22 protein-coding genes are annotated in these 22,004 nt (G+C 71.4%); 19 read left to right on the forward strand and 3 right to left on the reverse strand.

Annotated features, from left to right (window positions below):
* Positions 1–745: chaplin (locus tag ACFY2Z_RS14905; protein WP_390744582.1), on the forward strand; the 745-nt coding region annotated here is incomplete at its 5' end.
* Positions 746–1,084: 339 nt separating this feature from the next.
* Positions 1,085–1,285, forward strand: coding sequence for a MerR family transcriptional regulator (locus ACFY2Z_RS14910; RefSeq protein ID WP_311692677.1), 201 nt, complete (start codon positions 1,085–1,087; stop codon positions 1,283–1,285).
* A gap of 52 nt (positions 1,286–1,337) precedes the next feature.
* Here ACFY2Z_RS14910 and ACFY2Z_RS14915 read toward each other — a convergent pair whose 3' ends face one another.
* Positions 1,338–2,381 carry a zinc-dependent alcohol dehydrogenase family protein gene (locus ACFY2Z_RS14915; protein ID WP_390744583.1) on the reverse strand — a complete coding sequence of 348 codons (1,044 nt, stop codon included), beginning with the start codon at positions 2,379–2,381 and terminating at the stop codon, positions 1,338–1,340.
* Between the two features lie 310 nt (positions 2,382–2,691).
* Here ACFY2Z_RS14915 and ACFY2Z_RS14920 point away from each other — a divergent pair, with 310 nt between their 5' ends.
* Positions 2,692–2,931 carry a heavy-metal-associated domain-containing protein gene (locus ACFY2Z_RS14920; protein ID WP_390744584.1) on the forward strand — a complete coding sequence of 80 codons (240 nt, stop codon included), beginning with the start codon at positions 2,692–2,694 and terminating at the stop codon, positions 2,929–2,931.
* Positions 2,932–3,018: 87 nt separating this feature from the next.
* A complete protein-coding gene (locus ACFY2Z_RS14925) occupies positions 3,019–5,277 on the forward strand; it encodes a heavy metal translocating P-type ATPase (protein WP_390744585.1) in 2,259 nt (752 codons plus the stop codon).
* 578 nt (positions 5,278–5,855) lie between these two features.
* On the opposite strand, the gene ACFY2Z_RS14930 is transcribed toward ACFY2Z_RS14925, so the two are convergent.
* Together ACFY2Z_RS14930 and ACFY2Z_RS14935 are read right to left on the reverse strand one after the other, a co-directional pair.
* The gene (locus ACFY2Z_RS14930) at positions 5,856–7,145 is read right to left on the reverse strand and encodes a citrate synthase (RefSeq protein ID WP_355917801.1); all 1,290 of its coding nucleotides are present in this window, start codon (positions 7,143–7,145) and stop codon (positions 5,856–5,858) included.
* A gap of 232 nt (positions 7,146–7,377) precedes the next feature.
* Positions 7,378–9,654 (reverse strand): ATP-dependent RecD-like DNA helicase, encoded by a 2,277-nt coding sequence (locus ACFY2Z_RS14935; protein ID WP_390744586.1) that lies wholly within the window; start codon positions 9,652–9,654, stop codon positions 7,378–7,380.
* Between the two features lie 347 nt (positions 9,655–10,001).
* Here ACFY2Z_RS14935 and ACFY2Z_RS14940 point away from each other — a divergent pair, with 347 nt between their 5' ends.
* The 15 genes from ACFY2Z_RS14940 (at position 10,002) to ACFY2Z_RS15010 (ending at position 21,999) form a co-directional block, all read left to right on the forward strand.
* Positions 10,002–11,048: a LacI family DNA-binding transcriptional regulator gene (locus tag ACFY2Z_RS14940; protein WP_390744587.1), complete on the forward strand. Its 1,047-nt coding sequence runs from the start codon at positions 10,002–10,004 to the stop codon at positions 11,046–11,048.
* Positions 11,045–12,574 carry a sugar ABC transporter ATP-binding protein gene (locus tag ACFY2Z_RS14945; RefSeq protein WP_390744588.1) on the forward strand — a complete coding sequence of 510 codons (1,530 nt, stop codon included), beginning with the start codon at positions 11,045–11,047 and terminating at the stop codon, positions 12,572–12,574. The genes ACFY2Z_RS14940 and ACFY2Z_RS14945 overlap by 4 nt, the downstream gene beginning before the upstream one ends.
* Complete coding sequence (locus tag ACFY2Z_RS14950; RefSeq protein ID WP_390744589.1) at positions 12,564–14,513, forward strand: substrate-binding domain-containing protein; 1,950 nt, start codon at positions 12,564–12,566, stop codon at positions 14,511–14,513. Before ACFY2Z_RS14945 ends, ACFY2Z_RS14950 begins: the two co-directional genes overlap by 11 nt.
* 115 nt (positions 14,514–14,628) lie before the next feature.
* A complete protein-coding gene (locus tag ACFY2Z_RS14955) occupies positions 14,629–15,528 on the forward strand; it encodes a ribokinase (protein WP_390744590.1) in 900 nt (299 codons plus the stop codon).
* Positions 15,525–15,914, forward strand: coding sequence for a D-ribose pyranase (rbsD, locus tag ACFY2Z_RS14960; RefSeq protein ID WP_390744591.1), 390 nt, complete (start codon positions 15,525–15,527; stop codon positions 15,912–15,914). Before ACFY2Z_RS14955 ends, rbsD begins: the two co-directional genes overlap by 4 nt.
* Before the next feature lie 294 nt (positions 15,915–16,208).
* Positions 16,209–16,601: a gas vesicle protein gene (locus ACFY2Z_RS14965; protein WP_390744592.1), complete on the forward strand. Its 393-nt coding sequence runs from the start codon at positions 16,209–16,211 to the stop codon at positions 16,599–16,601.
* A gap of 53 nt (positions 16,602–16,654) precedes the next feature.
* Positions 16,655–17,104, forward strand: a complete 450-nt coding sequence (gene gvpJ / locus ACFY2Z_RS14970; protein ID WP_390744746.1) for a gas vesicle protein GvpJ — start codon at positions 16,655–16,657, stop codon at positions 17,102–17,104.
* Complete coding sequence (locus ACFY2Z_RS14975) at positions 17,101–17,826, forward strand: GvpL/GvpF family gas vesicle protein (protein WP_390744593.1); 726 nt, start codon at positions 17,101–17,103, stop codon at positions 17,824–17,826. The genes gvpJ (ACFY2Z_RS14970) and ACFY2Z_RS14975 overlap by 4 nt, the downstream gene beginning before the upstream one ends.
* A gap of 41 nt (positions 17,827–17,867) precedes the next feature.
* Entirely contained in the window at positions 17,868–18,131 is a 264-nt protein-coding gene (locus tag ACFY2Z_RS14980) for a gas vesicle protein GvpG (RefSeq protein ID WP_390744594.1), read from the forward strand.
* A gap of 82 nt (positions 18,132–18,213) precedes the next feature.
* On the forward strand, positions 18,214–18,756 hold the full coding sequence (locus tag ACFY2Z_RS14985; RefSeq protein ID WP_390744595.1) for a hypothetical protein: 543 nt from the start codon (positions 18,214–18,216) through the stop codon (positions 18,754–18,756).
* Positions 18,749–19,846 (forward strand): SRPBCC family protein, encoded by a 1,098-nt coding sequence (locus ACFY2Z_RS14990; protein ID WP_390744596.1) that lies wholly within the window; start codon positions 18,749–18,751, stop codon positions 19,844–19,846. The genes ACFY2Z_RS14985 and ACFY2Z_RS14990 overlap by 8 nt, the downstream gene beginning before the upstream one ends.
* An 81-nt stretch (positions 19,847–19,927) precedes the next feature.
* Entirely contained in the window at positions 19,928–20,473 is a 546-nt protein-coding gene (gene gvpJ, locus ACFY2Z_RS14995; protein WP_390744597.1) for a gas vesicle protein GvpJ, read from the forward strand.
* Positions 20,474–20,478: 5 nt separating this feature from the next.
* Positions 20,479–21,297 carry a GvpL/GvpF family gas vesicle protein gene (locus ACFY2Z_RS15000; protein ID WP_390744598.1) on the forward strand — a complete coding sequence of 273 codons (819 nt, stop codon included), beginning with the start codon at positions 20,479–20,481 and terminating at the stop codon, positions 21,295–21,297.
* Entirely contained in the window at positions 21,294–21,611 is a 318-nt protein-coding gene (locus tag ACFY2Z_RS15005) for a gas vesicle protein (protein WP_390744599.1), read from the forward strand. Before ACFY2Z_RS15000 ends, ACFY2Z_RS15005 begins: the two co-directional genes overlap by 4 nt.
* Positions 21,595–21,999 (forward strand): gas vesicle protein K, encoded by a 405-nt coding sequence (locus tag ACFY2Z_RS15010; protein WP_390744600.1) that lies wholly within the window; start codon positions 21,595–21,597, stop codon positions 21,997–21,999. Before ACFY2Z_RS15005 ends, ACFY2Z_RS15010 begins: the two co-directional genes overlap by 17 nt.
* Positions 22,000–22,004: the final 5 nt, after the last annotated feature.

Here is a 22,004-nt window from a genome sequence, read left to right on the forward strand (position 1 = left end):
CGGCGCCACGAGCGACTCGCCCGGTATCGGCTCGGGCAACAACGTCCAGGTCCCGGTGCACGTCCCGGTCAACGCCTGCGGCAACGGCGTCAACGTGGCCGCCCTGTTGAACCAGGCGTCCGACAACTCCTGTGGCGAGGCCTCCGGCAGCGGAACCTCCTCCACGGGTGCGCACGCCACCGGCGCCACGAGCGACTCGCCCGGTATCGGCTCGGGCAACAACGTCCAGGTCCCGGTGCACGTCCCGGTCAACGCCTGCGGCAACGGCGTCAACGTGGGCGGCCTGTTGAACGAGGTCACCGGCAACTCGTGCGGCCCCGCCACCGGCTCGGGCCAGACCTCGAACGGCGGGTCGGGCAACACGGGCGGCCACGGTACGCAGACCCCGCCGCAGACCCCGCCGCAGAACCCGCAGACCCCGCCGCAGACGCCTCCGCAGAACCCGCAGACGCCGCCTCAGACGCCTCCGCAAAATCCGCAGATGCCGCCTCAGACGCCTCCGCAGAACCCGCAGACGCCGCCCCAGACGCCTCCGCAGAACCCGCAGACGCCGCCCCAGACGGTTCCGGGGACCCCGCCGCGGGGTGTCACTCCGGTCGGCACGCCCGTCACCACTGCGCACCCGGCGCCTGCCCTGGCACAGACCGGTGGCGAAGGCGTGATCGCGGCCTCGGCCGTCAGCGTCGCGATGCTGGCCGGCGGGCTCGTCCTGTTCCGGCGCGGCCGCGTAGCGTCCCGCTTCTAGTGCGACGGGTGCCGGGCGTCCGCGTCCGGCACCCGCGCCCTACTCCGTCAGTTCCACGGCCCAGGGGCGGCACCCGTACAAGGGGTGCCGCCCCTGGGCCGTCGTCGTTCCCGGAACACGGCACACCCGCCCCGTTCGTCAGCCGTGTCACAAAGAACTCCGCCGCGTCACGCATGTCCCGCGCGGACCGCTGTTCTGTCACACCCCGTCCACAGGCCCTGCCCGGCCCGGACCCCCCGTCGTTGACGGAGCACAGGTTCGTGATCACCAGCGCAGCGCCCGGCTCCCCCGTCGGCCTCCCCCGGTCGCCACCGCGGCGCGCGCGGGGAGGTGCTATTGATGTCCGACCGCCACCTCTGGTCGTACAAGGAGATCGCCGCGCACATCCGGGTGCAGCCGGACACCGTGCGGTCGTACCGCAAACACGGGCTGCTTCCCCCGCCCGACCACGTGGAGGGCGGAAAACCCTACTGGTACGCCGACACGGTCCGGGCCTGGGTCGCCGCCCGGCCCGGCAACCGCGGCCGCGCGGAGCCCTGACGCCCACCGGAGCGGCCCGTCCCAGGGCGGGGAGGGGCCGCTCCGGTGGGCGTCAGGCCCACGGTTCGATGACGGTCACTCCGCTGCCCGGGGCCGTTCCCATGGCGGCCAGGGCCGCCGGCGACGCGTCCAACGGGATCGCCGAGGTGACCAGGAGGTCGGGGCGCAGGGCGCCCGAGCGGACCAGCTCCAGCAGGGGCGGATAGGCGTGGGCGGCCATGCCGTGGCTGCCGAGCAGCTCCAGCTCGAGGGCGATCGCCCGGGCCATGGGCACCGGGGTCGTGCCGCCGGGCGACGGCAGCAGGCCGACCTGGACATGGCGGCCGCGGCGGCGCAGGCCGTTCACCGATGCCGCGCAGGTGGCCGGGGAGCCGAGCGCGTCGAGGGAGACATGGGCGCCGCCGCCCGTCAGGTCCCGGACCGCTTCCGCCGTGTCCTCGGTGCGGGTCGCGTCCACGCACTCCACCGCCCCGAACTGCCGTGCCAGCTCCAGGGCCCGGGGCGACACGTCGACGGCCACGACTCTCGCCCCCGCGGCCGCCGCGATCATCACCGCGGACAGGCCGACGCCCCCGCAGCCGTGCACGGCGACCCACTCCCCCGCCGCCGTCCGGCCCTGCCCGACGACCGCGCGGAACGCCGTGGCGAACCGGCACCCGAGCGCCGCGGCCGTCCGGAACGACAGCTCCTCCGGCACCGCCACCAGATTCACGTCCGCGTGCTCCAGGGCCACGTACTGGGCGAAGGACCCCCAGTGGGTGAACCCGGGCTGGGTCTGGCGCTCGCACACCTGCTGGTCGCCCGCCGCACAGGACGGGCAGCTGCCGCAGGCGCAGATGAACGGGAGCGTGACCCGGTCGCCGGGGCGCCAGCGGGCCACCCTGGGTCCCGCCGCCTCGACGACGCCGGCGAGCTCGTGTCCGGGCACATGCGGGAGTGCGATGTCCGGGTCGTGCCCCATCCAGCCGTGCCAGTCGCTGCGGCACAGGCCCGTCGCCTCGACCCGTACCACCACCCCCTGCTCCGAAGGCTCCGGATCCGGCACCTCGCGCACCTCGGCCGGCTCCCCGTACCGCTCGAACACCACCGCACGCATACGACCGCACCCTCCGCCCTCGTCGCGCGCTCCCCGGCGGCCCCGGGGGCGCCTCTCCGGCGGAACGCTAGCCGAGGAGGGGCCGGGAGGCGGTCACGGTCATCGGGCGGCGCCTCGCCGGACGTTCCGCCGGACGGGCGCACCGGCCGCCGCCACCGTGCGGTCCGCGCTCCCGGTGGCGGATCCCGGCCCGATCATGTCCCCCAAGGCGCCCCCCGCCCGGCCCGCGTGAGCAACCTCTTTGGGTGATACCCCCTAGGGGTATAGTCTGAGACACGTAGGCCCCATACGTCTCCCAAGGAGTAACGACATGACCGCGCAGACCGACATCTCCGGCTCCGTGACGACCGTCTACCGGGTGAGCGGGATGAGCTGCGGACACTGCGAGGGTTCCGTCTCCGGCGAGATCTCCGGCATCGCCGGGGTCAGCTCGGTCACGGCCGTCGCGTCCACCGGCGAGGTCACGGTGGTCTCCGCCGCGCCCCTCGACGACGAGGCCGTGCGCGCCGCGGTCGACGAGGCGGGCTTCGAGCTCGTCGGCAAGGCCTGAGCAACCCCTCCCCGATCTCCGCACCGGGGCGTACCGACCGGCTGATACCGGCTCCGTGCGTCCCGGTCTCCCTTCTGGAGTCCGGACATGACCACCACCGCAGCACCAGTCCCGATAGACCCCGCCACGCACTCCGAGGTCGAACTGACGATCGGCGGTATGACCTGCGCCTCGTGCGCGGCCCGCGTGGAGAAGAAGCTCAACCGCCTGGACGGCGTCACCGCCACGGTGAACTACGCGACCGAGAAGGCGAAGGTCTCCTACGTCGACGGCATCGAGGTCGCCGATCTGATCGCCACCGTGGTGAAGACCGGCTACACGGCCGAGGCACCCCCGCCGCCACGACCCGAGGATCCCGAACCGCAGCAGTCCGGCGCCTCCGAGGAGGACCCCGGGACGGCGGCACTGCGCACACGGCTCACCGTCTCCGCCGTGCTCGCCCTGCCCGTGGTCCTGATGTCGATGGTCCCGGCCCTGCAGTTCGACAACTGGCAGTGGCTCTCGCTGACCCTCGCCGCTCCCGTCGTGGTCTGGGGCGGACTGCCCTTCCACCGGGCGGCCTTCACCAACGCCCGGCACGGCACGGCCACCATGGACACCCTGGTCTCGGTCGGCACGCTGGCCGCCTTCGGCTGGTCGCTGTGGGCGCTGTTCTGGGGGGACGCCGGGATGCCGGGCATGCGCCACGGCTTCGACCTCACCGTCTCCCGTACGGACGGATCGAAGGCCATCTATCTGGAGGTGGCCGCGGGGGTCGTCGCGTTCATCCTGCTCGGCCGGTATCTGGAGGCCCGCTCCAAGCGGCGCGCGGGTGCGGCCCTGAAGGCGCTGCTGGAACTCGGCGCGAAGGACGTGGCGGTGCTGCGGGACGGCCGGGAGGTACGCACCCCGGTGGCGCGGCTGGCCGTCGGGGACCGGTTCGTCGTACGGCCCGGGGAGAAGATCGCCACGGACGGGACCGTCGTCGAGGGCGCCTCCGCGGTCGACGCGTCGATGCTGACCGGTGAGTCGGTGCCGGTCGACGTGGCCGTCGGGGACGCCGTGACCGGCGCGACCGTGAACGCCGGGGGCCGGCTGGTGGTGGAGGCGACCCGGGTGGGCGCCGACACCCAGCTCGCCCGGATGGCACGCCTCGTCGAGGACGCGCAGAACGGCAAGGCCGAGGTGCAGCGCCTCGCCGACCGTGTCTCGGGGATCTTCGTGCCCGTCGTGCTGCTGATCGCGCTGGGCACCTTCGGGGTGTGGCTCGGCGTCACGGGCGACACGGTCGCCGCCTTCACCGCGGCCGTCGCGGTGCTGATCATCGCCTGCCCCTGCGCCCTGGGCCTCGCCACCCCGACGGCGCTGATGGTGGGCACGGGCCGCGGCGCCCAGCTCGGCATCCTCATCAAGGGCCCCGAGGTGCTGGAGTCCACGCGCCGCGTCGACACCGTGGTCCTGGACAAGACCGGAACGGTCACCACCGGCCGGATGGCCCTCCAGGACGTGTATGTCGCCGAGGAGGCCGACGAGAAGGAGGTTCTACGGCTCGCAGGAGCCCTGGAACACGCCTCCGAGCACCCGATCGCCCGGGCTGTCGCGGCGGGCGCCCAGGAACGCACCGGTGCCCTCCCCGTGCCGGAGCACTTCGAGAACGTGCCCGGCTTCGGGGTGCGCGGCCGGGTCGAGGGCCACGAGGTCACGGTGGGCCGGTTCCCGGACGCGCTCCCGGATGCGGTGGCCCGCGCGAAGGACGCGGCCGAGGCGGAGGGGCGCACGGCCGTCGTGGTCGCCCGGGACGGAGTGGCCCTCGGTGTTCTCACCGTCGCCGACACCGTCAAGGAGACCAGCGCCGAGGCGGTACGGGAGCTGCGCGCCCTGGGGCTGCGGCCGGTCCTGCTGACCGGGGACAACCGGGCGGTGGCCGAGGCCGTGGCACGCGCCGTCGGCATCGGCTCCGGCGATGTGATCGCCGAGGTGCTGCCGCAGGACAAGGTCGACGTCGTCCGGCGGCTGCAGGGCGAGGGGCGGACCGTCGCCATGGTCGGCGACGGCGTCAACGACGCGGCCGCGCTCGCCACCGCCGATCTGGGGCTCGCCATGGGCACCGGCACGGACGCGGCGATCGAGGCGAGCGACCTGACGCTGGTGCGCGGGGACCTGCGGGTGGCCGCGGACGCGATCCGGCTGTCCCGGCGGACCCTCGGCACGATCAAAGGCAACCTGGTGTGGGCCTTCGGCTACAACGTGGCAGCGCTGCCGCTGGCCGCCGCCGGCCTGCTCAACCCCATGATCGCGGGCGCGGCGATGGCCTTCTCGTCGGTCTTCGTGGTCACGAACAGCCTGCGGCTCCGGACATTCTCATGACGCAAGGGTGAGAGTGCCTCTAGAGTCCGACGCATGCCTCACATAAGCTCTTCACAAGGCTCGCGCATCATCCTTACGCTGGGGACTCGATCGCCGTATCGGGCCTCTTGCGTATTTTCAGGACATATGCAAGAGACGCAGATCACAGTGATGTGAACGTAACCAACGGAAGGGTTCGTGGGTCTAAGTTGGCGATGTCAGAAGCGTCTTGGGGGGCGCGACTGACATCCGGGGAGGTCTTGGGGGACGTTCCCGGGAAACTGCGTTGCCGGGGCACGTACACCGGGGAGCTTTGAGCGGCCCTCCCGTCGGTACGCGTCCCGGCAGACCGCATCGCAGTGGTACGCCGAGTTCTGCTCGTTTTGCTCGCAGCGATTCAGGCGCTGTCCCGCAGGCGCCCGGCCGGATCCCGTGGGGGGAATCCGCACCGGGACATGGGAAGGCGCCCCGTGCGCCGGCCCGTGGGGGGACCGTCGCCGGGGCGCCTTCTGCTTTTTCGTGAGGGGTTCGCCTCCGGGGCGCCTGAGCGGCGCCCCTTCGGCTCACCTACCGGTCGAGCAAGCTGCCGTGAGGCGTGCTCAGCGCTCCTCGACCGAGGTGAAGTCGCGCTCCACCACGCCGGTGTAGATCTGGCGCGGGCGGCCGATGCGGGAGCCCGGCTCCTTGATCATCTCGGTCCACTGGGCGATCCAGCCCGGCAGCCGGCCGAGGGCGAACAGGACCGTGAACATCTCGGTCGGGAAGCCCATCGCGCGGTAGATCAGACCGGTGTAGAAGTCGACGTTCGGGTAGAGGCTGCGCGAGACGAAGTAGTCGTCGGAGAGCGCGTGCTCCTCCAGCTTCAACGCGATGTCCAGCAGCTCGTCGGACTTGCCGAGGGCCGAGAGGACGTCGTGCGCCGCCGCCTTGATGATCTTCGCTCGGGGGTCGAAGTTCTTGTAGACCCGGTGGCCGAAGCCCATCAGACGGACGCCGTCCTCCTTGTTCTTCACCTTGCGGATGAAGGAGTCGACGTCGCCGCCCGCGTCGCGGATGCCCTCGAGCATCTCCAGGACGGACTGGTTGGCGCCACCGTGCAGCGGGCCCCACAGCGCGTTGATGCCGGCCGAGATCGAGGCGAACATGTTGGCCTGCGACGAGCCCACCAGGCGCACGGTCGAGGTCGAGCAGTTCTGCTCGTGGTCCGCGTGCAGGATCAGCAGCTTGTCCAGGGCGGAGACGACGACCGGGTCCAGGTCGTACTCCTGCGCCGGCACGGAGAACGTCATACGGAGGAAGTTCTCGACGTAGCCCAGGTCGTTGCGCGGGTAGACGAACGGGTGGCCGATCGACTTCTTGTAGGCGTACGCGGCGATCGTCGGAAGCTTGGCGAGCAGACGGATCGTGGAGAGGTTGCGCTGCTTCTCGTCGAAGGGGTTGTGGCTGTCCTGGTAGAAGGTGGACAGCGCGGAGACCACCGAGGACAGCATCGCCATCGGGTGCGCGTCGCGCGGGAAGCCCGTGTAGAAGTTCTTGACATCCTCGTGCAGCAGGGTGTGCTGCGTGACGTCGTTCTTGAAGGTGGAGAGCTCGTCGACGGACGGCAGCTCGCCGTTGATCAGCAGGTAGGCGACCTCCAGGAAGGTGGAGCGCTCTGCCAGCTGCTCGATCGGGTAGCCGCGGTACCGCAGGATGCCCTGCTCGCCGTCCAGATAGGTGATGGCGGATTTATAGGCGGCGGTGTTGCCGTAACCGCTGTCCAGAGTGACCAGACCGGTCTGGGCGCGGAGCTTCCCGATGTCGAAGCCCTTGTCGCCGACGGTGCTGTCGACCACCGGGTAGGTGTACTCGCCGCCGTCGTACCGCAGTACTACAGAGTTGTCGCTCACGTCTTCCCTCACCGACGTAGTGCCTCATCTTCGAGGTGCCCTGACTGTCTCTACCATCCCCCATTTGGCGCAGGAGAGTGCACTCGGGGTCGACCATTGGGCTCATCGGCGGCACTGAGTGCCGTCAACCTGCTCATCCTGCCCGCCTGGAACCGGTTCCGGAAGTGCTCTGTGACCTTCGCGACTCGTTTGATCGATCATTTTTTTCGAGGGCGGCCCGGGCGGGCGGAGATCAGCCGTCGAGGGGACCCGGGGACAGCCGGAAGTCCAGGGCCGTGCACCGCCGGCCCGCCGAGACCGTGCGCACCGCCTGCCCGATCGCCTTGCGGGAACCGACGAGGACGACCAGCTTCTTGGCGCGGGTGACCGCCGTGTAGAGCAGGTTCCGCTGGAGCATCATCCAGGCTCCGGTGGTGACCGGGACCACCACCGCCGGATACTCGCTGCCCTGGGAGCGGTGGATCGTCACCGCGTACGCGTGGGCCAGCTCGTCCAGTTCGTCGAACTCGTAGGGGACCTCCTCGTCCTCGTCCGTCAGCACCGTCAGGCGCTGGTCGACCGGGTCGAGCGAGGTGACCACGCCCACGGTGCCGTTGAAGACCCCGTTCTCGCCTTTTTCGTAATTGTTACGGATCTGGGTGACCTTGTCCCCGACACGGAAGACCCGGCCGCCGAACCGCTTCTCGGGCAGATCGGGGCGGCCCGGGGTGATGACCTGCTGGAGCAGCCCGTTGAGGGTGCCCGCGCCGGCCGGGCCCCGGTGCATCGGGGCGAGCACCTGCACGTCCCGGCGCGGATCGAGGCCGAAGCGGGCCGGGATGCGCCGTGCCGCCACGTCCACGGTGAGCCGTCCGGCCTCCTCGGTGTCGTCCTCGACGAACAGGAAGAAGTCCTTCAGGCCGTCGGTCAGCGGATGCTGCCCGGAGTTGATGCGGTGCGCGTTGGTGACGACGCCGGACTGCTGGGCCTGGCGGAAGACCCGGGTGAGGCGGACCGCGGGCAGGGGACTGCCGTCGGCGAGGAGGTCCCTCAGCACCTCTCCGGCGCCGACGCTCGGCAACTGGTCGACATCGCCGACGAAGAGCAGATGGGCGCCCGGCGGCACGGCCTTGACCAGCTTGTTGGCGAGCAGCAGATCGAGCATGGACGCCTCGTCGACGACGACCAGGTCGGCGTCGAGCGGGCGGTCCCTGTCGTACGCCGCGTCGCCGCCGGGCTTCAGCTCCAGCAGCCGGTGGACCGTGGAGGCCTCGGCGCCGGTCAGCTCGGACAGGCGTTTTGCCGCCCGCCCGGTGGGCGCCGCGAGCAGGACCTTGGCCCGCTTGGCCCGGGCGAGCTCCACGATGGACCGCACCGTGAAGGACTTGCCGCAGCCGGGGCCGCCGGTGAGGACGGCGACCTTCCGGGTCAGCGCCAGCCGTACGGCCTCCTCCTGCTCGGGGGCGAGATCGACTCCCGTGCGCTCCTTGAGCCAGCCGAGCGCCTTGTCCCACGCCACGTCCCGGAAGGCGGGCATCCGGTCCTCGTCGGTCCGCAGCAGGCGCAGCAGCTGGGCGGAGAGGGAGAGTTCGGCCCGGTGGAAGGGGACCAGATAGACGGCGGTGACGGGCCCCTCCCCCTCGGGTCCGGGCACCTTCTCCCGGACGACACCGGGGTCGGAGTCGTCCTCCGGGGGTGCCGCCAGCTCGGCCAGGCACTCGATGACGAGCCCCGTGTCGACCTGGAGCAGCTTGACCGCGTCCGCGATGAGCCGCTCCTCGGGGAGGTAGCAGTTGCCCTGGTCGGCGGACTGCGACAGCGCGTACTGAAGGCCGGCCTTGACGCGCTCGGGGCTGTCGTGCGGGATGCCGACGGACTGGGCGATGCGGTCGGCGGTGAGGAAGCCGATGCCCCAGACGTCGGCGGCCAGGCGGTAGGGCTGGTTCTTGACTACGGAGATCGAGGCGTCGCCGTACTTCTTGTAGATCCGCACGGCGATGGACGTGGACACCTGGACGGTCTGCAGGAAGAGCATGACCTCCTTGATCGCCTTCTGCTCCTCCCAGGCGTCGGCGATCTTCTTCGTCCGCTTCGGCCCGAGACCGGGGACCTCGATGAGCCGCTCGGGCTCCTCCTCGATGATCCTCAGGGTGTCGATGCCGAAGTGCTGGGTGATGCGGTCGGCGAAGACGGGGCCGATGCCCTTGACGAGGCCGGAGCCGAGATAGCGGCGGATGCCCTGGACGGTGGCCGGCAGGACGGTGGTGTAGTTCTCCACCGTGAACTGCCGTCCGTACTGGGGATGTGATCCCCAGCGGCCCTCCATCCTGAGCGACTCCCCGACCTGGGCGCCGAGGAGCGCGCCGACGACGGTGAGCAGATCACCGGCGCCGCGGCCGGTGTCCACGCGGGCGACGGTGTATCCGTTCTCCTCGTTGGCGTAGGTGATCCGCTCGAGCACGCCCTCCAGCACGGCCAGGCGCCGCTCCCCGTCGCCCGCCTGCCCCGCCCGACTCGCCTCCGTGGTCATGATCCGACGCTACCGCCCGGGTGTGACAACCAGGGACGGCCGGCCACAGGCCCCCCGGGCCGACGGCCTCGGCGCCCGCGTCCGGCGGCGACTGACGGAGCGTCAACCGGCTGCGGGCGGAGGCCGGACGGCCACGAGACCGCACCCCCGGGTCCGAGTTCGCCGCCCACCCCCGCGCCCACCCCAGGATCACAATCCGGTCTCGGGGCCTCTCCGACCCTTGATTAACCCCCGTGTAATCGATTCCAATCCTCCGTGCCGGTCGTTGTAAACGATTCCACCAGATCGCAAAACGGCCGCAACCGGCTCAAACGCCTTTACGGACTCACAAGGAGGTGGTCCCGGCAATGTCGAGCATCAAGGACGTCGCCGCGGCGGCGGGCGTATCCGTCGCCACGGTGTCCCGCGTCCTGAACGATCACCCGTCGGTCAGCGCCGACGCCCGCAGCCGTGTACTGGCCGCCGTCGAGGCGCTGGGCTACCGCCCGAACGCCGTCGCCCGGTCCCTGCGCACCGACCAGACCCGCACCCTCGGCCTGGTCATCAGCGACGTGCTGAACCCCTACTTCACGCATCTGGCGCGCTCCGTCGAGGAGGAGGCCCGCGCCCTGGGCTACAGCGTGATCATCGGCAACGCCGACGAGCGGCCCGAGCTCCAGGACCACCATGTGCGGACCCTGCTGGACCGGCGGATCGACGGGCTGCTCGTCTCCCCGACCTGCGGCGGCTCCCCGCTCATGCTGGACGCCGCGAAGGCCGGCACCCCGATGGTCTTCGTGGACCGGTGGATCGCGGGCGTCGACGTCCCCGTCGTACGCGCCGACGGACGTGCCGCCGTGCACGCCCTGGTGGCCCATCTGCACGCGCTCGGGCACCGGCGGCTCGCGATCATCGCGGGACCGGCGGCGACCACGACCGGCAGTGAGCGTGTCGAGGCCTTCCGCGAGGCCCTGGGCGAGTACGGCCTCCCCCTGCCCGACGCCTACATAGGCCAGGGCGACTTCCAGGCCGACAGCGGACGCAGGGCCACCGAGCGGTTCCTCGACCTGGCCGAGCCGCCCGAGGTCGTGTTCGCGGCCGACAACCTGATGGCGCTCGGCGCGCTGGACGCCATCCGGGAGCGCGGGCTGCGGGTCCCCGACGACATCGCACTCGCCGCGTTCGACGACATCCCGTGGTTCGTGCACACCGATCCGCCGGTCACGGCGATCGCCCAGCCGACCGGCGAGCTGGGCCGTGCCGCCGTGCGGGCGCTGGTCGACCGCATCGAGGGACGGCCCCCCGAGTCCGTCACCCTCCCCGCCCGTCTCGTCGTACGCCGCTCGTGCGGCGAGCCGGCTTCTGCGCAGGCCCCCGCTGCGCAGCCCTCCCCCATGCAAAGGAGCATGCCGTGAGCAACCCGGACGAGTTGCTGCGCATCGAAGGCATACGCAAGACCTTCCCCGGCGTGGTCGCGCTCGACGGCGTCGACTTCGACCTGCGCCGGGGCGAGGTGCATGTGCTGCTCGGTGAGAACGGCGCGGGCAAGAGCACCCTCATCAAGATGCTCTCCGGCGCCTACCGCCCCGACGGCGGCCGGATCCTGGTCGGCGGCGAGGAGGTGCGCATCCATGGAGCGCAGGACTCCGAGCGCCTCGGGATCGCCACCATCTACCAGGAGTTCAACCTGGTTCCCGATCTGACCGTCGCCGAGAACATCTTCCTCGGGCGGCAGCCGCGCCGCCTCGGCATGATCGACCGCAAGAAGATGGAGGCGGACGCGGCCGAACTCCTCGAACGTGTCGGGGTGCAGGTGTCGCCCAGGACGCGCGTGCGAGAACTCGGCATCGCACGGCTGCAGATGGTCGAGATCGCCAAGGCCCTCAGTCTGAACGCGCGCGTGCTCATCATGGACGAGCCGACGGCCGTGCTCACCTCCGAAGAGGTCGACAAGCTCTTCGCCATCGTGCGCAAGCTGCGCGAGGACGGCGTCGCCGTCGTCTTCATCACCCACCATCTGGAGGAGATCGCCGCGCTCGGGGACCGGGTCACCGTGATCCGTGACGGCAGGAGCGTCGGGCAGGTGCCCGCCTCCACACCCGAGAGCGAACTCGTGCGCCTCATGGTGGGGCGGTCGATCGAGCAGCAGTACCCGCGGGAACGGCCGGGCGCCGGGGCCGCGTTGCTCACCGTCGAGGCGCTCACCCGGGACGGCGTCTTCCACGATGTGTCCTTCGAGGTGCGTGCCGGCGAGGTGGTCGGCATCGCGGGGCTCGTGGGAGCCGGCCGTACGGAGGTCGTCCGGGCCGTGTTCGGCGCCGACCCGTACGACAGCGGAGCCGTGCACGTCGCCGGCGCGCCCGTGCGCCGCGCCGACGTGAACGCCGCCATGGCGGCCGGGATCGGGCTCGTGCCCGAGGACCGCAAGGGCCAGGGACTCGTCCTGGACGCGTCCATCGAGGAGAACCTCGGGCTGGTGACCATGCGCGCGGCGACCCACGGCGGCATCGTCGACCGCAAGGGGCAGCACACCGCCGCGGCCAAGGTCGCCGACCAGCTCCGGGTGCGGATGGCCGGACTCGGCCAGCAGGTGCGCACGCTCTCCGGCGGCAACCAGCAGAAGGTCGTCATCGGCAAGTGGCTGCTGGCCGACACCAAGGTGCTCATCCTCGACGAGCCGACGCGCGGCATCGACGTCGGCGCCAAGGTCGAGATCTACCAGCTGATCAACGAACTCACGGCCGCGGGCGCCGCGGTCCTGATGATCTCCAGCGATCTGCCCGAGGTGCTCGGCATGAGCGACCGGGTCCTGGTGATGGCCCAGGGCCGGATCGCGGGCGAACTCTCCGCCGACGAGGCGACCCAGGACTCCGTCATGGCACTCGCCGTCTCCTCCCCCACCACGACCGAGAACGAAACGGAGGCCTCCCGTGGCCACTGACACGCTCAAGACCCGGGCGGGCGCCGGTGGCGCCGGCGGTATCCGCCGTCTCCTGCTCGACAACGGCGCGCTCACCGCGCTCATCGGCCTGGTCATCGTGATGTCGGCGCTGTCCGGCGACTTCCTGACGACCGACAACCTCCTCAACATCGGCGTCCAGGCGGCCGTCACCGCGATCCTCGCCTTCGGCGTCACCTTCGTGATCGTCTCGGCCGGCATCGACCTGTCGGTCGGTTCGGTCGCCGCGCTGTCGGCCACCGTCCTCGCCTGGAGCGCCACGTCGGCGGGCGTCCCCGTCGCGATAGCGGTCCTCCTCGCGATCGCGACCGGCCTCGCCGCCGGTCTCGTCAACGGCGTCCTGATCTCGTACGGCAAGCTCCCGCCGTTCATCGCGACGCTCGCCATGCTGTCGGTGGGCCGCGGTCTGTCGCTGGTCATCTCGCAGGGCTCCCCGATCGCGTTCCCCTCCTCGGTCTCGCACCTCGGTGACACGCTGGGCGGCTGGCTGCCCGTGCCGGTGCTGGTGATGGTCGTCATGGGCCTGATCACCGCGTTCGTCCTCGGCCGTACGTACATCGGCCGCTCCATGTACGCGATCGGCGGCAACGAGGAAGCGGCCCGGCTGTCGGGTCTGCGGGTGAAGAAGCAGAAGATCGCGATCTACGCCCTGTCGGGCCTGTTCGCCGCGGCCGCGGGCATCGTGCTCGCCTCGCGGCTGTCCTCCGCGCAGCCGCAGGCCGCCAACGGCTACGAGCTGGACGCGATCGCCGCGGTCGTCATCGGCGGCGCCTCCCTCGCCGGCGGTACCGGCAAGGCCTCCGGCACCCTGATCGGCGCGCTGATCCTGGCGGTGCTGCGCAACGGCCTCAACCTCCTGTCGGTGTCCGCCTTCTGGCAGCAGGTCGTCATCGGTGTCGTGATCGCCCTGGCGGTGCTGCTCGACACCGTGCGGCGCAAGGCCGGAGCCACCCCGGTGGCCGCCGGAACCCCGGGCGGCGCCGGCAAGGGCAAGCAGGCGTTGACCTATGTGCTCGCGGCCGCGGTCGCGGTGGCCGTGGTGGGCTCCCTGTCGTTCCTGCACGGCGGCTCGTCCTCCACGACGCCGAAGGTGGGCCTGTCGCTGTCCACCCTCAACAACCCCTTCTTCGTGCAGATCAAGCAGGGCGCGCAGGCGGAGGCGAAGAAGCAGGGCGTCGACCTGACCGTCACGGACGCGCAGAACGACGCCTCGCAGCAGGCCAACCAGCTGCAGAACTTCACCAGTTCGGGTCTCGGCGCGATCGTCGTCAACCCGGTCGACTCGGATGCCGCGGGCCCGGCGGTGCGTGCCGCGAACAAGGCGGGCGTCCCCGTGGTGGGCGTCGACCGCGGCGTCAACAAGGCGAAGACGGCCGCGCTGGTCGCCTCCGACAACATCGAGGGCGGCAAGCTGGGCGCCCAGGCGCTGGCCAAGAAGCTGGGCGGCAAGGGCAAGATCGTGATCCTGCAGGGTCTGGCCGGTACGTCCGCGAGCCGTGAGCGCGGCGCGGGCTTCGAGGAGGGCCTGAAGGCCTACCCCGGGATCCAGGTCGTCGCCGAGCAGCCCGCGGACTTCGACCGCACCAAGGGGCTCGACGTGATGACGAACCTGCTCCAGGCCCACCCCGACATCCAGGGCGTCTTCGCCGAGAACGACGAGATGGCGCTCGGTGCGATCAAGGCGCTCGGCGCCAAGGCCGGCACGTCCGTCCAGGTCGTCGGCTTCGACGGCGAACCGGACGGTCTGGCCGCGGTCAAGGCGGGCTCGCTGTACGCGTCGGTGGCACAGCAGCCCTCGCAGCTGGGCCGGATCGCGATCGACAACGCGCTGCGGGCCATCCAGGGCAAGAAGGTCGAGGAAACCGTCAAGGTTCCGGTGAAGGTGGTCACGAAGGACAACGTGGCGGGGTTCACCGGCTGACCCCCGCACCAGCCGGTCGCCACGGCGGCGGGCCCGCGCACACGGCGCGGCCCGCGGCCGTGGCACCGGTTTCACCGCTGTAGTGGATCCACTGGGATCCGTTGGGAGACAGTTCATGTACGACTACGACCTCCTGGTCGTCGGGTCGGCCAACGCCGACCTGGTGATCGGGGTGGAGCGGCGGCCCGCGGCCGGGGAGACGGTGCTCGGTTCCGACCTCGTCGTCCACCCGGGCGGCAAGGGGGCGAACCAGGCGGTCGCCGCCGCCCGGCTCGGCGCCCGTACGGCGCTGCTGGCCCGGGTCGGCGACGACGCGCACGGCCGGCTGCTGCTCGACGCGCAGCGTGCGGCCGGCGTCGACACCGAGGGGGTTCTGGTCGGCGGGGCGCCCACCGGCGTCGCGCTCATCACGGTGGACCCGTCCGGGGACAACAGCATCGTGGTCTCCCCCGGAGCCAACGGCAGACTCGCGCCCGAGGACGTACAGGCCGCCGGGAAGCTGCTGTCCGCCTCCCGGGTGGTCTCGGCGCAGCTGGAGATCCCGCTGGAGACGGTCCTGGAGGTCGTACGGAATCTGCCGTCCGGCACCCGGTTCGTACTGAACCCGTCGCCGCCCCGGCCGCTGCCCGCCGAGGTGCTGGCGGCCTGCGACCCGTTGATCGTGAACGAGCACGAGGCACGGGTCATCACCGGCGCCGAGCTGGACGGTTCGCCCGAGGACTGGGCCGGCGCGCTGCTGGCGCTCGGCCCGCGGTCCGTCGTGGTGACTCTCGGCGCGCAGGGCGCGCTGGTGGCGACCGCCGAGTCCACGACCCGGGTCCCCTCGGTGAAGGTGGAGGCGGTGGACACCACCGGCGCGGGCGACGCGTTCACGGCGGCGCTGGCCTGGCGGCTGGGCACAGGTGCGTCGCTGCCGGACGCGGCTGCCTACGCGGCACGGGTGGGCGCGGCGGCGGTCACCCGCCCCGGTGCTCAGGAGTCGTACCCCACCGCGGAGGAGGTCGGGGCGCTGTGAAGAAGGCCGGAATCCTGAACCGACACCTCTCCGGGGCGCTGGCCGAGCTGGGCCACGGGGACGGGGTCCTGGTGTGTGACGCAGGCATGCCGATACCGGACGGCCCGCGCGTGGTCGACCTGGCCTTCCGCGCCGGGGTCCCGTCCTTCGCGGAGGTCCTGGCCGGTCTGCTGGACGAGCTGGTGGTGGAGGGCGCGACGGCGGCGCGGGAGATCAGGGACGCGAACCCGGAGGCGTCGGCGCTGCTGGAGGCGCGCTTCCCCGGGCTGGCGCTCGTCTCGCACGAGGAGCTCAAGCGGATGACGCGCGAGGCCCGTCTGGTCGTCCGCACGGGCGAGGCCCGGCCCTACGCGAACGTGCTGCTGCGCTGCGGGGTCTTCTTCTGATCCGCACGCTCTGACCCACGCGGTACGGAACTCTCCGACCCACGCCGTAACGACTTCGAGGGGCCCGGTCCACTGGCCGGGCCCCTCGGCTTCCCCCTCCGCGTCAGAACCCCCGCGATCCCCCCGGATCCCCCTCCAGAAGTTCTGACGCCCACTACGACATGCCGAGTGCGGGAAGGGTTGCACGGCCGGGGTGGAAAATTTTTTCACGTCCCGGCAATCCTGAACAGATGTGCATACGATTGGCATACGGCGCAAAGAGGGTGAATCATGGACGGAGAAGCAAGAAGGTGAATGATCACGAGCGACCCTGAGCCCAAGAAGGCACGTTCCGGCTCACGGAAGCCGCCTTCTCCTGAGCGGAAGACGTCCGGCAGCAGGCCGGAGCAGCCACCCCAGGAGCCGGAGGCTTCCGGTCCCGGGCGCGTGCCCGCCCCCCAGGCCATGCGGAACGCGGCGCAGCAGCTGTCCGAACTGCTGGGGCGCGCCCCCCAGTCCGTCTCCGCGCTGAAGCCGACGGCCGACGGCTGGGAGGCACTGGTGGAGGTCGTCGAGCTGGAGCGCATCCCGGACACGAGCAGTGTGATGGCCAGCTACAAGGTCGTTCTGGATCCTGCGGGTCAGCTGATGGCGTACGAGCGTGCACGCCGGTACACCCGCGCAGAGGTCGACAGAGAGGGCCGCTAGGGCAAGGCGGCTCCCCCTCCACGTGAAGCCTACGAGGGGAAGAAATCGTGACTGTGGTACCAGGAGGCGGCGGTGGCGCCCTCGCCGGGGGCGGAGGCGGCGGCTCCGGAACCCTGTACGACGTGCTGGAACTCGTTCTCGACCGCGGTCTGGTCATCGATGTGTTCGCACGGGTGTCCCTGGTGGGCATCGAGATCCTGAAGGTCGACGCCCGTGTGGTCGTGGCCAGCGTCGACACCTATCTGCGCTTCGCGGAAGCCTGCAACCGACTGGATCTGGAGTCGGGCCGCAAGGCACCCGCGCAACTGCCCGATCTCATCGAGGGCGTCTCCGAGGGTGTCACCGAGGGCGGTGCCCGCGGCAAGACCAAGGGGGCACTGACCGGCGCGGTCGAGGCGTTCACCGAATCGCTGCAGGGCCGCGGTGGCGAGAAGCGCGAGAAGGAGCCCGAGCGCGCCGAACGCGGCTCGCACCGCCGCTCCGCCAAGGACCGGGAGGAGTGAACGCACCGATGGCGCTGTATGTGTACGCGATCACCGACGACTCGCACCCCTTGGACCTGGACGGCATCAAGGGCGTGGGCGCGTCGCCCGCCGAGCTGCACACCGTACGGGGCGACTCCCTGTGTGCCGTCGTCAGCGAGGCGCCGGAGGACCTGTCGGTCGCGCGCCGCGACCTGGAGGCGCACCACGAGGCCCAGGAACGGCTGTGGGCCGAGGGGACCGTCCTGCCGCTGAGCTTCGGATTCGTCGCGCAGGACGAGGACACGGTGCGTGCGGTGCTCCAGGAGCGGGCCGAGCAGTTCGCCCTGCGCCTCCAAGAGCTGGCCGGACGAGCCGAGTTCAACATCAAGGGCCTTCAGGACGAGGACGCGGTGCTGCGCAGCGTCCTGGAGGAGTCCCCGGAGGCCCGCGCGCTGAACGAGGCGACCCGGGCGGGCGGGGGCACGCAGCAGGACCGGCTCGCACTCGGCCAGTTGGTGGCCCAGGGGGTGCAGAGGCATGAGGAGGCGCTGGCCGCCGAGGTGCTCGCCGCGCTGCGGCCGCTCGCCCTGACGGAGAAGGTCGCCCCGCCGTCCCAGCAGTACTTCGTGAACGCGTCCTTCCTGGTGGAGGACGAGCGCGGCGAGGAGTTCACCCGGACCGGCGAGGAACTGGCCGAGCGCCTGGGCGAGGGCGTCGAGCTGCGGGTACGGGGGCCGTTGCCGCCGTACAGCTTCACCTGACCGTTGCGAGGGGCCCTGTCCGTACGGCCCGAGGAGGCGGAGTGGGACTGGTCACCGGGATTCTGACGCTGCCGTTCGCCCCCGTGCGGGGCATCGGCTGGGTGATCGACAAGGTCGTGCGGACCGCCGAGGAGGAGTACTACGACCCCGCGCGCGTACAGGAGGGGCTCGTCCAGCTGGAGCGGGCGAGGAACGAAGGCCGCATCGACGAGGGGGAGTTCGCCCGGCGTGAGGAGGAACTGCTGCACCACCTGGAGGAGATCAGGGCGTACCAACTGCGGCGCGGCGGACAGAGCGGGCTGTGAGCGCATGCCGTGACGCGCGGCGCGTGGTGCCCGGCCGTGGACACACGGGCCGTGAAGCCTCGGCAAGGAGAGAAGACGAATCATGATCAATCCCAAGATCGCGGCGGCTGTTCTCGCCGGCTATCTGCTGGGCCGGACCAGGAAGGCCAAGCTCGCCCTGAGCCTCGGCGCGATGCTGGCCGGGTCCAGGGTGAAGCCCGACCAGCTCGGCAAGCTGCTCCAGGACTCACCGCTGGTGGGGAACGTCAGCGAGCAGGTCCGTACGGAACTGGCGGAAGCGGGCAAGACCGCGGCGACCACCCTGTTGACGTCGAAGGCCGAGAGCCTGGCCGACGCGCTGCACGAACGCACCAGCGGGCTGAAGGAGCAGGCGTCCGGCGAGGACGAGGAGGACGGCGAGGAGGAGGAGGGCGAGCGCGGAGAGGGCCGGGGCGAGGGGCGTCGCACCGGGGCCCGCAAGAGCCAGGCGAGCCGGAACACGGCGCGTCAGAAGAAGGCCCAGGCGCGCGCACCGGGCCAGGGAGGCGAGGCGCGCAAGAAGAAGGCACCGGCCAAGAAGGCGTCGCCCGCCCAAGGCCGCGCGAAGAGCGGCTCCGCACGATCGAGGAGGCCCGACGATGGTTGATGGCGCCCTCGCCAAGGTCCGTGAGCAGGCGAAGCAGAACCCTGCCACGGAACGGCTGATGCAGGAGTTGGAGGAATATCTGCAGACCCGGCTCGAGGTGACGATCGGGAACATGGGCGAGCGGCTGGGCGAGGGGGCACGCCGGCTGGCCGAGACGCGTGTCGATCCCGGCATGCTGACCGGCCTCGTCCTCAAGGGCGGCAAGAAGCTCCTCGGGGGCGGGCTGCTCGGCGGCGGAGGGGCGGACGGAGACGGCGGAGGAATGCTGTCCCACGCCAAGGACGTGCTTCTGGACAAGGCCAAGGAGGCGGTGGGCGGCGGCGGGCGCAAGAACAAGCCCGACGGCCGGGGCAGGTCGCTGAACATCATCGAGGACGTCAATGTGGGCGTGCCCGTGCGCGAGGCCTACAACCAGTGGACGCAGTTCACGGACTTCAACCGGTTCGCCAAGGGCGTCGAGGAGGTCCGGCAGGACGACGAGATCTCCAGCCACTGGAAGGCGAAGATCGCCAAGTCGCGCCGGCACTGGCGGGGCACCGTCACCGAGGAGGTGCCCGACGAGCGGATCGCCTGGACCACCGAGGGCCCCAAGGGCACCCACAAGGGTGTCGTCACCTTCCACCCGCTCGGGGACATGCTGGTCATCCAGTACTACCCCCAGGGCCTCTTCGAGAAGACCGGCGGCCTGTGGCGCGCCCAGGGCCGCCGGGTGCGGCTCGATCTGAAGCTCTACCGCGCCTTCGTCATGAGCCGGGGCGAGGCCACCGGCGCCTGGCGCGGCGAGATCCGCGACGGCGAAGTGGTCCGCACGCACGAGGAGGCCGAGGAGGCCGAGGAGCGCGAGGAGGAAGAGGGCTACCCCGAGGACGAGGAAGAAGAGGAGGAAGAGGGCGAGGAGCCCGAGGAGGGCTACGCGGACGAGGAGGAGGAAGAGGCGGACGAGGAGGAAGAGGGGGAAGAGGGGGAAGAGGGGGACGACGACTACGCCTCCGACGAATCCGACGAAGGCGAGCGGGAGGAGGACGAGGACGAGGACCGCTACGACGAGACGGAGGAAGAAGGCACCCAAGGGCGCCGGCGTCGCGGTTAGTTCCGGGCGCTGAGGTGCGCGAGCCCGCCGGTTTCCGCGTCGCCGACGCCGGGGCCCCAGCGAAACGAGGTCGAGTGTGCCGTGACCCAGTCCGAGCCGGTCCCCACGCCGTCCCGGGGCCTGTACCCGTACGGTCAGGGGTCCTCCAGCACCAACCTGGCCGACATTCTCGAACGTGTGCTCGACAAGGGCATCGTCATCGTCGGCGACATCAAGATCAACCTGCTCGACATCGAGTTGCTCACCATCAAACTCCGGCTGCTGGTGGCCTCCGTCGACAAGGCCCGGGAGATCGGCATCGACTGGTGGGAGCACGATCCCGCCCTGTCCTCCCGCGCCTCCCGGGCCGACGGCCGGCGCAGCCTGGAGGAGCAGAACGAGCGGCTGCGCGCCGAGGTGGAGGCACTGCGCCGGCGGATCGCCGAGTCCCCGGCGGAGTTGCCCGGGAACGGCACGGAGGCCCGCCGCCCCTCGCGCGAGGCCACCGACGCCGAGCGGGAGCCGCTCGCGGAACCCCGGCGCAAGCGGCGGAAGGCCGAGGACGACGACCGCGCGGCCGAGGGCACCCGCAGGGCCCGGCCGGCCGAGGGCACCCGTAGGGCGCGCAGGGACGAGGACCGGAGCTGAGACCGGTGGACGAGCAACTGTGCTACGCATACGCCGTGGTGGGGTCGTCCGCCGCCGTGGAACTCACCGGTGTCCAGGGCGTGGCGGGCGCACCCGTCACCCTGGTCCGCTCGGGTCCGGTGGCCGCCGCGGTCAGCGCGGTGCCCCGGGAGGGGTTCTCGGAGACGGCCCTGAAGGCGGGCCTGGAGAACCTGGAGTGGCTGGAGGCGACGGCCCGCGCGCACCACTCCGTCATCGAGGCCCTCACCGCGCGCACCACGGTCCTCCCACTGCGGCTGGCCACCGTGTATCTCGACGAGGCGAGCGTCCGGCAGATGCTCGGCGAACGCGAGGCGGACCTCGCGGCACTCCTGGACCGGCTCGCGGACCAGGTGGAGTGGGGCGTGAAGGTCTACGCCGAGGTGCCGCCCCCGTCCGCGCCGTCCGCCCCGCCGCCGGCCGCCGACACCGGCGCCGCGAGCGAGGCGGACGCCGGACGCGCGTATCTGCGGCGCCGCAGGCATCAGCGGCAGGAGCGCGAGGACGCGTGGCGGACGGCCGAGGAGGCCGTACGGCGGACGGAGTTGCGGGCCCGGGGGCTGGCGGTGGAGCGGACCCGGCACCGGCCGCAGCAGGGCGGTCTGACCCAGGGGGTGCCGGGTGAGAACGTCGCCAACGACGCCTATCTGGTCCCGCGCCGGCTCTCCGAGGAGTTCCGCACCCGGATGCTGCACGCGGCGGACGACCTGCCCGGGGTGCGCGTGGACGTCACCGGCCCCTGGGCACCGTACTCCTTCACCGCGCCCCTGGCACCCGACGCGCAGGAGGGGGCCGGGCAGCGGTGAGCGAGTACGACACGCGGCACTCCTACGACGACCGGTACGGCGGCACGTACGACGACCGCTACGACCCGTACGAGGACCACCCGGTCAGCCAGCCCCAGGTCGCGCTGATCGATCTGCTGGACCGGCTGCTGAGCGGTGGCGTGGTGATCACCGGCGATCTGGTGCTGTCCATCGCCGACATCGATCTGGTGCGGATCTCGCTGCGTGCCGTCCTGGTCGCCGTCCGCGAGGAGTTGGGCGAGGGGTGGGCGGGCCTCCTCCCGTCGGGGCGGGCGCTCGCGGGAGGGGGCGCACCCGGTGACGAACCCGACTGAGGGCCCGGGCGCCGACCGTCTGCGGGAGGTGGCCGAGGCCGCCACCCGGGCCTTCTCCGTGCTGCCGGCCAGGCCGGACGAGATGGCCCCGGCGCCGTCCGGCCGCGGCCGGGTCGCCGCGCGCCGTCTGCACACCGACCCGGACACGGTCGAGCGGGACCTCGTCAAACTGGTCCTGACCCTGGTGGAACTGCTGCGTCAGCTCATGGAGCGGCAGGCCCTGCGCCGCGTGGACGAGGGCGGTCTGACGGAGGCGCAGGAGGAGCGGCTCGGGCTGACCCTGATGCTGCTGCACGACCGGATGGCCGAACTGTGCGATCAGTACGGACTCACCCTCGCCGATCTCAACCTCGATCTGGGCCCGCTCGGGACACTGCTCCCGCCCTGAGAGGG

This window comes from Streptomyces sp. NPDC001222, assembly GCF_042896945.1.
Taxonomy (GTDB): domain Bacteria; phylum Actinomycetota; class Actinomycetes; order Streptomycetales; family Streptomycetaceae; genus Streptomyces; species Streptomyces gibsoniae.